Genomic DNA, 11,358 nt, shown 5'->3' with positions numbered 1-11,358 from the left:
TGCCTGCCCGAGGTGCCCCTGCGTGAACGTCTCCCATCTGAACCAGCTCCTGCTTGAGTCCTCCGTGATCCTGCTGTTCGCGGTGGGCGCCGTCCGCCTCTCCACCCGATCAGGGCTGCCCAGCCTGCTGATCTATCTCGGGATCGGCGTGGCGCTGGGACAGAACGGGATCGGCGTCACGTTCAACAACGCCGAACTCACCCAGGTGCTCGGCTACGCGGCACTCGTGGTGATCCTCGCCGAGGGCGGCCTCAAGACCAGCTGGCGGGAGATCAAGCCGGTCATGCCGGCCGCGACCGTGCTCGCCACCGTCGGCGTCGGCATCAGCGTCTTCGCCACCGCCGCCGGCGCGCACTGGCTGGTCGGCCTGGACTGGCGCACCTCACTGCTGCTGGGCGCCATCGTCTCCTCGACCGACGCGGCCGCCGTCTTCTCCGTGCTGCGGATGGTCCCGCTGCCGCACCGGCTCACCGGCCTGCTGGAGGCCGAGTCCGGCTTCAACGACGCGCCCGTGGTCATCCTGGTCGTCGCCTTCGCCACCACCGGGGAACTGGACACCTGGTACGTCCTGATCGGCACGATCGCCGCCGAACTGGCGATCGGCGCCGCGGTGGGCCTCGCCGTCGGAAAGATGGGCTCCTACGGGCTCAAGCACGTCGCACTGCCCTCCTCGGGCCTCTACCCGATCGCCGTGATGGCGCTCACCGTGCTCGCGTACGCCGGCGGCGCGCTGCTGCACGGCTCCGGCTTCCTCGCCGTCTACATCAGCGCGGTGATACTCGGGAACTCCAAGCTGCCGCACGGCCCCGCCGTCCGGGGCTTCGCCGACGGACTGGCATGGATCGGGCAGATCGGCATGTTCGTGCTGCTCGGGCTGCTCGTCACGCCCGAGACCATGGGCGACGCGGTGGTGCCCGCGCTGGTGATCGGCGGAGTGCTGGTGTTCCTGGCACGACCGCTGTCGGTGATGGTCTCGCTCACCCCGTTCAAGGTGCCGGCCCGCGAGCAGGCACTGCTGAGCTGGGCCGGACTGCGCGGGGCGGTGCCCATCGTGCTGGCCACCATCCCGGTGGTGTCCGGCGCGCACCGGGCCGAGGACGTCTTCAACATCGTCTTCATCCTCGTCGTCGTCTTCACCCTCCTCCAGGGGCCGACCCTGCCGTGGGTGGCCAAGCGGCTGCGGATCGACGAGGGCGACATGGGCCAGGACCTGGGCATCGAGTCCGCCCCGCTGGAGAAGCTGCACGGGCACCTGCTGTCGGTCGCGCTCTCCCCCACCTCGAAGATGTCGGGCGTGGAGATCGGCGAACTGCGGCTGCCCAAGGGGGCCGCGGTCACCCTGGTCGTGCGGGAGGGGAACTCCTTCGTGCCGGACAAGGCGACGGTGCTGCGCGGCGGGGACGAACTGCTGGTGGTCACCACGGACGAGGTCGGCGAGGCGGCGGAGCGGCGGCTGCGGGCCGTGGACAAGGGCGGCAAGCTCGCGGGGTGGCTGAACGGGCGGTGAGCGCGGGGGTCGGCTCGGCTCGGCCCCTTCACTGCTCGAAACCGGCTGGGGCGGGCCGTCACGGCCGCTCCGGCTCGCCCGGCCCGCCAGGCTCCTCCGGCCCGTCACGGCTGGGGCGGGCCGGAGGAGCCTGGGTCGGCCGAGGGTCGGCCGAGGGTATCTACGCGCGTAACTGATACGATGGTTCGATCATCCGTATAACCACCGCTAGACCACCCCCAATTTCTGCCTGACGCAGAGTTGGCGCGACCGCTCGGCGGCCGCGGTCCGGCTCCCGGCCACCACGCCGGACCGGCCCGGTATCTACCCCGGTCGACGCGCGAGAGGACGACTCTCGGCGCCGTCGGGGCCACACCATGCCCTGCCGCGCTACCAGGCAGCAGGAAGGACCGACCGTGACGGCGCGCCGAACGGTCGACACCGCCGCGGACCACGCGGCCACCCCCGCAGCTCCGGCCCCCGCCCGCGTCGGGTACGGCGAGCTGCTGCGCACGCCCGGGGCCTGGACGTTCCTGTCCCCCGCCCTCGTCGCGCGGCTGCCGTACGCGATGCTCAGCATGGGCATCCTGCTGCTCGTCACCCGGACCCACGGCTCGTACGGCACCGCCGGTACGGTCACCGCGGTCGCCGCCGTCGCCCAGGCCCTGGTCGGGCCGCAGACCGGGCGGCTCGCGGACCGCTACGGCCAGGCCGCGGTGCTCGTCCCGACCGTCCTGGTGCACGCGGCCGCGGTCGGCGCGCTGATCGCGCTCGCGCTCGGTCACGCGCCCGCCTGGAGCCTGTTCCTGGCCGCCGTCCCGGCCGGTGCGAGCGTTCCGCAGGTCGGCGCGATGGTCCGGGCCCGCTGGGTGGCCACGTTCACCGCGGACGGCGCCTCCGACGCCTCCGCGGCCCGGGTGAGCACCGCCTTCGCCTTCGAGTCCGTGACGGACGAGTTCACCTTCGTGATCGGCCCGATCCTGGCCTCCGGCATCGCCGCCCTCGCCAACCCGGCCACCGCCCTGGTCGCCGAGGCCGCGCTGACCCTCGTCGGCGGCCTGGCCTTCGCCGCCCAGCGGCGCACCGCCCCGGCCCGGATCGTGCCGCAGCCCGGCACCAAGCGCGCCTCGGCGCTCGCCTCCCCCGGCGTCCGCCTGCTGGCCGGGACCTTCCTCGGGGTCGGCGCGGTGTTCGGCGGCATGCAGGTGTCGGTGAACGCCTTCGCCGACTCGGTCGGGCAGCACGACGCCGGCGGCACCGTGTACGGGATCTTCGCCGGCGGCTCGATGCTGGCCGGCGTGCTGTACGGCGTGATCGCCTGGCGGCGGCCGGTGCAGCAGCGGATGCTGATCAGCTACACCCTGCTGGTGCTGGGCTGCTCGGTGCTGTGGGCGATGCCCAACCTGGTCGCGCTGACCGTCGCCGGGCTGGTCTGCGGACTGGCCATCGCGCCGACCCTGATCAGCGGCTACACCCTGGTCGAGACGCTGGTCGCGGACGGGGCCAAGACGGAGGCCTTCACCTGGCTGACCGGCGCGATCGGGCTGGGGCTGGCCGTCGGCTCGATGGCGGCGGGCCGGCTTATCGACGGGCACGGGCCCTCGACCGGGTTCCTGGTGCCGGTGGCCGGGGCCGGACTGGGGCTGATCGTGCTGCTCTCGCTGCGGCACCTGCTGGTGGCACCGGGACCCGGGGCGGCCGTCGCGGGCACCGCTCCGGCCCGGGGTTCGGGCGACGTCCCGGCGGAGCACGGCGGTGCCGGACGGCTGGTGGGCGCGGCCAAGGGCTGAGCGGGAGGCGGTCCGGTGGCCGGGCCCGGCCCATCTCACACCGGAGTCGCTGGACTGATCCCGCGGAATGCCGCATCATTGACCATCGTTAGCACTCATCAGGCGAGAGTGCCAGGAGGAAGACAAGTGCCCACGTACCAGTACCAGTGCACCGAGTGCGGCAACGGCCTGGAGGCGGTGCAGAAGTTCACCGACGAGGCGCTGACCACGTGCCCCGACTGCCAGGGACGACTCCGCAAGGTCTTCTCGGCCGTGGGCGTCGTGTTCAAGGGCTCCGGCTTCTACCGGACCGACAGCCGCTCGTCCTCCAGCAGCACGGTGGGCGCCGGGTCGTCATCGACCCCCTCGACGTCGTCCGCCACGTCCACGTCCTCCTCGGCTTCGTCCTCGTCGTCGAGCTCCGGCTCCTCGTCGTCGTCCAGCCCGGCTCCCGCCGCGAGCTGACCTCGGCACCGGGCCATCGGCCCGGGACGGCCCGCAGACCTCGGAGAGGCCCGTCGGCCCCGCTTCCACGCGGGGACGGCGGGCCTTTCCGCGTTCCCGTCGGCTCCGGCCGTCGGCCTCCCCGCTTTCCCCTCTTTCCCCTCTTCCCCCGCTTCCCCCCTCCTCCCCTTCTTGCCCCGCTGCGGCCCCATGGGCTTTCCGTCACCCCGGACGGGCCGGAGCAACTCGTGCGGGTGAACGAAGTTGTCCACAGGGCCCGGTTGTCCACAGGCCTGGGGAAATTGCTGTCCGAGTTCGCCGGAAACGCTCATCGTGTGGGCATCCGGTCCGCGAGGGGCCGGGCCGCCGACACTCCGGAGGTGCGTCGATGACGACCGCGAACTTCTCCCTGCCCCTGCCCCTCCCGCTGCCCGCGCCCGCCGTGCCGCCCCGGCAGGAGCTGCCGGGCTTCCCGCCGATCCGGCGCGGGTGCGGCGGGTGGCACCGCTGGCGCAGTGCGGTGCGACGGCGGGCCGGGGTGCCCGTCCTGGTGCTGCTCGCGGTGGCGGCGGCGCTGGCGCTGGGGCCCGCGCGGGCCGGTCTGCCGCCGCCCCAGGGGGGCGCGCTGGGCCGGACGGGTTGTCAATCCGGGACTGCGGAAGATCACCCGTAACCGGGGGGCGACTTCGTCGTTCGAGGCGGCATGAAGGGCTTCAAGGAATTCCTGCTGCGTGGAAATGTCATCGACCTCGCCGTGGCCGTGGTCATCGGCGCGGCTTTCACCAACATCGTCAACGCCTTCGTCAAGGGCGTGATCAATCCACTCGTCGGCGTCTTCGGGACGAAGGACCTCGCGTCCTACAGTTCCTGCCTCAAGGGGCCCTGCGAGGTGAGCCCGACCGGCGAGGTCACGTCCGGAATCCTCATCCTGTGGGGATCGGTGCTCAGCGCCGCAATCCAGTTCCTGATCACCGCGGCGGTCGTCTACTTCGTTCTGATCGTGCCCATGAACAAGCTGGCGGCCCACCGCAAGACCCTCGCCGAGAAGGCGGCGGACCTCGAAGCCAAGGAGGTCACCCTGCTGACCGAGATCCGCGACGCGCTGGTCGCGCCGCTGCGCTGACCGACGGGTGCCGGTCGGCGCCCGGTCCCCGTTCCTCAGCCCCCGTGGTGCGGCGGGCGCTGGCTCAGGTACCAGTCCAGCCCCCGTCCACCACCCTCCCCCGCCCCGGGGCGGGCACCCCAGCCCGCATCGGTGTCGTCGCTGGACTGCTGGTCCAACGGGTCCCGGAAGACCAGCCGGGCCTTGGCGGCCGCAGCCTCCCGGGGCTCCTGCGCCCGGTCCTGCTCCTGGCCCTTTTCCTGCCCCTGCTCGCTCACGCCGTCCACTCCGTCCACTCGTCCCTCCCCTCCAGCCTAAGAGCCCCGCGGCACGCCTCGGGCCCCGGTGCGGAACGCTCCGCGCCAGGGCCCGGATGAGGGCTCGGCCAGCGGGCCCGGCCGGCCCGTCGGACGGGCTGTCGGGCGGCCTGCCAGGCGGAACTGCCGGGTGGCCTGTCGGGTGGCCTGTCAGGCGGCTTCGAAGCCCGCGTGGTCGGCGATCTTCTTCAGCTCGGCCAGCGCGTGCTTCTCGATCTGGCGGATCCGCTCGCGGGTGAGGCCGTGCTGCTTGCCCACCTCGGTGAGGGTGCGCTCGCGGCCGTCCTCCATTCCGTAGCGGGAGCGGATGATCGAGGCGGTGCGGTCGTCCAACCGCCCGATCAGGTCGTCCAGTTCCTCGCGGCGGAGCATGACCATCACGGCGTCCTCGGGGGACGTGGCCCCGGTGTCCTCGACGAGGTCACCGAACTGGGTCTCGCCCTCGTCGTCGACCGACATGTTGAGGCTGACCGGGTCGCGCGCCCAGTCCAGCACGTCCTTGATCCGGGCCTCGGTGGTGTCCAGCTCGGCCGCTATCTCGGCCGGCTCCGCCTCACGGCCCAGCTCCTTGGACTTCTCCCGCTGCACCCGCCGGATCCGCCCGAGCTCCTCCACCAGGTGCACGGGCAGCCGGATGGTGCGGGACTGGTCGGCGATGGACCGGGTGATCGCCTGCCGGATCCACCACGTCGCGTACGTGGAGAACTTGAAGCCCTTGGCGTAGTCGAACTTCTCGACGGCGCGCACCAGGCCCGCGTTGCCCTCCTGGATGAGGTCCAGCAGCGGCAGGCCGCTGCGCGGGTAGCGACGGGCGACGGCGACCACGAGCCGGAGGTTGGACCGGATGAAGACGTCCTTGGCGCGCTCGGCGTCGGCGGCTATCGTCTCCAGCTCCTCGCGCGTGACGCCGTCGGGGAGTCCGCCCTCGTCCATCAGGTGCTGGGCGTACACGCCGGCCTCGATCCGCAGCGAGAGCTCGACCTCCTCGGCGGCATCGAGCAGGGGTGTCCTGGCGATCTCGTCGAGGTACATGCCGACCAGGTCGCGGTCGGCCTCAAGGTTGGTCGGGCGGGCCGCGCGACTCCGGTCGGCCCTGTCGCGAACGACGGCACGGGTGGCCATGCTTGCTCCCTTTGCTGGTATTGCCGAGGTCTGCCTGCCTGCCTCGTGAGGGCAAGAAGTGCGGGCCCCTGGAGGCACACACGTAACGATCCAACGAACAGAATCCGGACAACATTCCCAAGTCACTCAGATTCTTCCCGGCGATGCAGTATCCTGCCGGTTTTCACCCCGGCCTCGAACGCTGAGTGACCGGTCGGACGCATCCCGTACCATCGGCCAACTATCCCGGGAGCGATGTCTTCACTCGACCGACACGCTGCCGCCGCCCACCCGTTGAACCCGCGAACGGCCGCCGACGTTCCCCGCGTTCCCCGCTTTCCGCGGCCGCACGCACCCCGGCACACGCAGGTCCTCCTCACAAACGATGCCGAATCGCTATCACTCCGGCTCTTGCCCGGCACGGGACACTGGGAAGGTGTCAGTCATGCACCTGACCAACGGCACGAACCGCCTCACTGCGCGTAACCGCAGTCTCCTTCGGGACACCGCGCTCGCGCTGGGCTGTGCCGCACTGTTCGGCCTGCTGGCCGCTCCGGTGACCGGCCAGTGGCACCCGCTGGTCCGCTTCGACCAGGAGTGGATCGGCGAACTGCACACCTACGCCCGGGAACACCGGGTGTGGACCGCCTCCGTGCAGACGCTCTCGGACATCGGCGGCACCGTCACGATGCGGATGCTGCTCGGAATCGCCGCCGGGTGGCTCTGGTTGATCGGCGCACGGGTGCTGGCCGGCTGGGTGGCCGCCCAGGCGCTGGTCGGCTGGGGCGCCCAGTGGGCGCTGAAGCTGGCCTTCGGCCGCAGCCGCCCCTCCTTCACCGATCCGGTCTCGCACGCCGACGGCCCGGCCTTCCCCTCCGGACACGCCATGGCCTCGGCGATCACCTGCGCCGTCCTGGTCGGCCTGCTCTGGTACCGGGTCGGCCGGCGCGGCCGCACCGCCGCCTGCCTGGTGGCGGCGGCCACGGTGCTGACCATCGGCTGGACCCGGATCGCGCTCGGGGTGCACTGGCCCAGCGACGTCCTGGCCGGCTGGCTGGCCGCCGGCATCGTGCTGGGCACCGTGACCGCCGTGATCCAGGTCTGGCGCCCCGGCGCCCTGGCCCGGGACGTACGGCGGGTCAACTGGCGCACCAGGGACCGGGTCCAGCGGGTCGTCGTGTCGGGCGGGCGCTCCTCACGCACGGCCGCCCCGCTGGACGAGGACGGGCCGCACGGCCCGCCGGAGGAGGTCCCGGGCGACCCGTCCGGCCGGGCCGACGAGACCGTCCGCTGAGGCCTCGTCAACCCACGGCCCGCTCCCGGCCACCGCCGACCACCGCCGACCACCGCCGACCACCGCCGACCACCGCCGACCACCGCGCTAGCGTGGCGGCCATGCCCGACACCACCGCCCCCACCGCCCCCATCTCCTCCGCCGCGCCCGCCGGTTACCCCGTGCGCCCGCTGCGGATCGCCACCGTCCAGGCCCAGGCCGTGGCCGGTGACATACCCGCCAACGTCGCCCAGGCCGCCGAACTGATCCGCGAGGCCGCCCGGGCCGGCGCCCGGCTGGTGCTGTTCGCGGAGAAGGTCCTCTCCGGGTACGAGCCCGAGCTGATCAGCGCCGACCCCGTCAAGTACGCCGTCCAGACCGGCGATCCGCGCCTCACGCCGATCGCCGAGGCCTGCCGCGAGACCGGCACCGCCGCCATCGTCGGCGCCGCCGTACGGGACGGCGCCGACCTGCGCGTCTCCGCCCTCGTCCTGGGCCCGGACGGCGAGTTCGTCACCCGCTACGACAAGCAGCACCTGTTCATGACCGAACGCGAGCACTACCGCCCCGGGACGGCCGGCTGCACCCTGGAGCTGGACGGCTGGCGGCTCGGGCTCGGCGTCTGCTACGACTCCGGCTTCCCCGAGCACGCCCGGGCCGCCGCGCTCGACGGCTGCCACGCGTACCTGGTCGGCGCGCTGTTCAGCATGGGACACGGCCACCACGAGTCCCGCACCTGGTTCCCGGCCCGCGCGCTCGACAACACCCTCTACACGGTGCTCGCCAACCACATCGGCCGCACCGGCGGCTGGCACACCTGCGGCGGGAGCGCGGTCTGGGGCCCGGACGGCCGGCTGATCGCCGAAGCGAGCGAGGACCGGCGCGAACTCGTCGTCGTCGACCTCGACCCGGACGTCCTGCGCCGCACCCGCGAAACCGAGTCCCTCCTCGCCGACCTCGCCCTCGCCACCGCCCGCCCGCAGGCCCCCCGAGCCCGCTTCACCCTGGCCTGACGCACCTCGGCGGCCACCCCGGCCGGCCACCCCGGCCGGGAGCGTCGGGGCACGGGGCGCGGTCGGCTCCGGCGCACCGGCCACGGCCCGGTCAGGAGGCGCGCATCGCCGCCACCGCGGTCATCCGGCCGACCCGGCGGGCCGGCAGCACCGCGGCGGCCAGGCCGACCAGGACGGTCAGGGTCAGGGCGGCCAGCACCGGCAGGACCGGCGGGGTGCCGACCGTTCCCAGCGTCGAGGTGATCGAGCGGGCGGCCGCCCAGCCGTAGGTGACGCCCAGGCCGGTGCCGACCAGCGCGCCGGCCAGCGAGAGCAGCAGCGCCTCCAGGGTGAGCATCCGGCGCAGTTGCTCGCGCGACATCCCGATCGCGCGCAGCATGCCGATCTCGCGGGAGCGTTCGCTGATGCTGAGCATCAGGGTGGCCGCGACGCCCAGGCCGGCGATGGCGACGGAGAAGGACAGCAGGGCCATGCTGACGGTCTTCAGCCGGTCCAGCAGCGAGCGCAGGGTGTCCGCCTGGGCGGCCGTGTCGGCGACGGTCACCTGCGGGTGGTCGGCGAGGGCGCGGTCCAGGGCCCGGCGGGCGGTCGGCCGGTCGTCGCCGGCGGCCGGGGAGATCCAGGCCGTGGTGACGGGCGCGCCGGGGGCGAGGCGGTCCAGGGTCGTGGGCGTCACCAGCAGGGTGGCGCCGCTCTGCAGGGTGAACGGCAGGCTGCTGCGGCCGGGTTGGAGCCTCAGCTCGACGCCGCCGGCCCGCCGCACCCCGGTCTCGCCGAGTCCGCTCAGTGCGGTGCCCTCGGTGAGTGCGCGGGCCCGGTCCACGTCGTCCGTCGAGGAGTTGAGCCGGGTGGGGTCGACGGCGGCGACCACGGTGGGCCGGCCGTCGAGGTCGACGGTGGCCGAGCGGACCGGGGTGACGGTCAGCCCGTGGTCGGCGCCGAGGGCACCGAGTGCCCCGGTGGGCAGGGCGCCGCCGCCGGTGGCGGCCGCCGAGAAGACGCCGGGCTGGCGCGCGGACATCACGGGCACCAGCGACTGCGAGGTGATGTCGAGCGCGGTGACCGCGCCGACCATCACGGTCACGCCGAGCAGCAGCGCCGAGCCGGTGGCCCCGGTGCGGCCGGGGTTGAGCCGCAGCTGCTGGGTGGCGAGCCGGCCGGCCGTCCCGCCGAGCCTGCGGGCGGGGCGGCCCAGTACGGCGACGACCGCGGGCAGTACCCGGTGGGACAGCCGCAGCACCCCGAAGAAGTTGGCGATGGCACCGACGGTGACGGCGAGCAGCGACAGCGGCGGCGGGGTCAGCGCCCCGGCCACCAGCAGCACCGTGCCCGCGAGCAGCAGCCCGGAGGTCCACACCGCGGCCCGCGCCCTGGCCGCCCCGCCGGCCGGCGCGGGGGTGCCGCCGAGCGCGGCGATCGGCGGCACGGCCGCGGCGGCCTTCGCCGGACCGCGTACGGCCAGCAGGGTCAGCAGCACGCCGAACAGTCCGGCCAGCAGGCAGGTCAGCGGGGAGGGCATCAGCGACAGGTGCACCGGTCCGAGGTCGAGCCCGCCGACCACGGCCGTGCCGAGCGCGCCGAGGGCGACCCCCAGCAGCACGCCCGCCGCCGAGGCGCCCGCCCCGAGCAGCAGTCCCTGGCGGCGGATCAGCCGGCGCAGCTGCTGCCGGTCGGCGCCCACGCAGCGCAGCAGGGCGAGCTGGCGGGTCCGCTGGGCGAGCACGACCGTGAAGGTGTTGCCGACCACCATCCGCGCCACCGCGAGCGCGATCAGGACGAAGGAGAGCGCGGCGACCAGCACCACGCCGTACATGGTGCTGCTCTGCCGGGTCGCCTCGGTGACCGAGGCCGCGCGGGTGTGCACCTGGGCGTCGGCGCCGAGGGCGGCGCGCAGGGCGTCGACGGTCCCGGTCCGGGAGGCGCCGGGGGTGGCCCTGACGTCGAGTCGGTCGGTGGTGACGCCGGTCGCGTAGCCGGCGACCGCGCTCGCCGGGACGCCGATGATCGGGGCTCCGGCGAGGCTCGGGGCGCCCCGCTCGTCCAGGGTGCCGACCAGCCGGGCGGTGGCGGCGGTGCCGTCGGCCCGGGTCAGGTGGACCTCGGCGCCCACGGCGGCGTCCAGCCGGTGCGCGGTCCCGGTGTCGAGCAGCACCTCGCCGGGGCCGGCGGGCCAGCGGCCGTCCTTGAGCAGTTGCCATCGCAGCGCCGGGTCCTCGGCGACGGCGCTGACCGCGGCGGTCCGGTCGAGCGGCCGCCCGTCGGCGGCCAGCACGGCGCTCCTGCCGGTCAGCCGAGGGGCCACCGCGGCCACCCCGGGGGTCTGCCGCACCCGCTCGGCGGCGGCCGCGTCCAGCCCGCCGGCCGCGGGCTTCCCGGTCACCTGGATGTCGCCGGGGCCGACCTCGGCGGCCGCGGTCTGGCTGTAGGAGTCCACCAGCGCCCCGCTGCCGCTGACGGAGGCGATCAGGAAGGCCACCCCCAGGGCGATCGCGGCGCCGCTCAGGAGCAGTTGGCGCAGCTGGCCGCGCAGCTCGGCCACGGTGTATCGGTAGGTCGTCATGGTTCCCCGGCTCGTCCGCCCTGACCGGGAACGGTGCTCCGGCAGGGGTCTCGACGAGCCTAGGAGCGCGGCGGCCGCGCCCCGTCGGCACGAGGTCTGTTTCATGATCAAACCGTGGGCGCACGGCGGCCTCCGCCGTCTCCTCCCGGAGAGGTACGCCGCCCCTGACGCCGGCCGGTCCGCCCGCCGCCGGTCGCACCCGGCGGTCGGCGGCGGGCAGCGGGCGGCGAGCCAGCGGGCGGCGCCGGGCCCGGGAACGCCGCAGGCCCCCCGCCCGGAGTGGGCGGAGGGCC

At 74.1% G+C, this 11,358-nt stretch carries 10 protein-coding genes; 7 read left to right on the top strand and 3 right to left on the bottom strand.

Translation table 11 applies throughout. The features are described 5' to 3' along the window. Positions 1 to 22 precede the first annotated feature (22 nt). From ACGFSC_RS39425 to mscL, 5 genes are all read left to right on the top strand, one after another. Positions 23 to 1,507, top strand: a complete 1,485-nt coding sequence (locus ACGFSC_RS39425) for a potassium/proton antiporter (RefSeq protein ID WP_359899802.1) — start codon at positions 23 to 25, stop codon at positions 1,505 to 1,507. Positions 1,508 to 1,902: 395 nt separating this feature from the next. Further along, complete coding sequence (locus ACGFSC_RS39420) at positions 1,903 to 3,276, top strand: MFS transporter (protein ID WP_380635332.1); 1,374 nt, start codon at positions 1,903 to 1,905, stop codon at positions 3,274 to 3,276. Between the two features lie 126 nt (positions 3,277 to 3,402). Beyond that, entirely contained in the window at positions 3,403 to 3,720 is a 318-nt protein-coding gene (locus ACGFSC_RS39415; RefSeq protein WP_359899804.1) for an FmdB family zinc ribbon protein, read from the top strand. 367 nt (positions 3,721 to 4,087) lie between these two features. Continuing rightward, positions 4,088 to 4,372, top strand: a complete 285-nt coding sequence (locus ACGFSC_RS39410; RefSeq protein ID WP_359899806.1) for a hypothetical protein — start codon at positions 4,088 to 4,090, stop codon at positions 4,370 to 4,372. Between the two features lie 30 nt (positions 4,373 to 4,402). Then, on the top strand, positions 4,403 to 4,822 hold the full coding sequence (gene mscL / locus ACGFSC_RS39405) for a large conductance mechanosensitive channel protein MscL (protein WP_359899808.1): 420 nt from the start codon (positions 4,403 to 4,405) through the stop codon (positions 4,820 to 4,822). A gap of 35 nt (positions 4,823 to 4,857) precedes the next feature. On the opposite strand, the gene ACGFSC_RS39400 is transcribed toward mscL, so the two are convergent. Then, on the bottom strand, positions 4,858 to 5,079 hold the full coding sequence (locus ACGFSC_RS39400; protein WP_359899810.1) for a hypothetical protein: 222 nt from the start codon (positions 5,077 to 5,079) through the stop codon (positions 4,858 to 4,860). 189 nt (positions 5,080 to 5,268) lie between these two features. After that, positions 5,269 to 6,240 carry a sigma-70 family RNA polymerase sigma factor gene (locus ACGFSC_RS39395; protein ID WP_359899812.1) on the bottom strand — a complete coding sequence of 324 codons (972 nt, stop codon included), beginning with the start codon at positions 6,238 to 6,240 and terminating at the stop codon, positions 5,269 to 5,271. A gap of 424 nt (positions 6,241 to 6,664) precedes the next feature. Between ACGFSC_RS39395 and ACGFSC_RS39390 the strand changes: the two genes are divergently transcribed. Continuing rightward, positions 6,665 to 7,513, top strand: a complete 849-nt coding sequence (locus ACGFSC_RS39390) for a phosphatase PAP2 family protein (RefSeq protein ID WP_359899814.1) — start codon at positions 6,665 to 6,667, stop codon at positions 7,511 to 7,513. A 101-nt stretch (positions 7,514 to 7,614) separates the two neighbouring features. Beyond that, positions 7,615 to 8,505: a carbon-nitrogen hydrolase family protein gene (locus ACGFSC_RS39385; protein ID WP_359899816.1), complete on the top strand. Its 891-nt coding sequence runs from the start codon at positions 7,615 to 7,617 to the stop codon at positions 8,503 to 8,505. A 91-nt stretch (positions 8,506 to 8,596) separates the two neighbouring features. On the opposite strand, the gene ACGFSC_RS39380 is transcribed toward ACGFSC_RS39385, so the two are convergent. Then, positions 8,597 to 11,065 carry an ABC transporter permease gene (locus ACGFSC_RS39380; RefSeq protein WP_359899818.1) on the bottom strand — a complete coding sequence of 823 codons (2,469 nt, stop codon included), beginning with the start codon at positions 11,063 to 11,065 and terminating at the stop codon, positions 8,597 to 8,599. Positions 11,066 to 11,358 lie beyond the last annotated feature (293 nt).

The organism is Kitasatospora sp. NPDC048715 (genome assembly GCF_043198905.1).
GTDB classification, from domain to species: domain Bacteria; phylum Actinomycetota; class Actinomycetes; order Streptomycetales; family Streptomycetaceae; genus Kitasatospora; species Kitasatospora lactacystinica.
The sequence above is the reverse complement of the archived record's forward strand: the minus strand, read 5'-3'. Positions and strand labels throughout refer to the sequence as shown.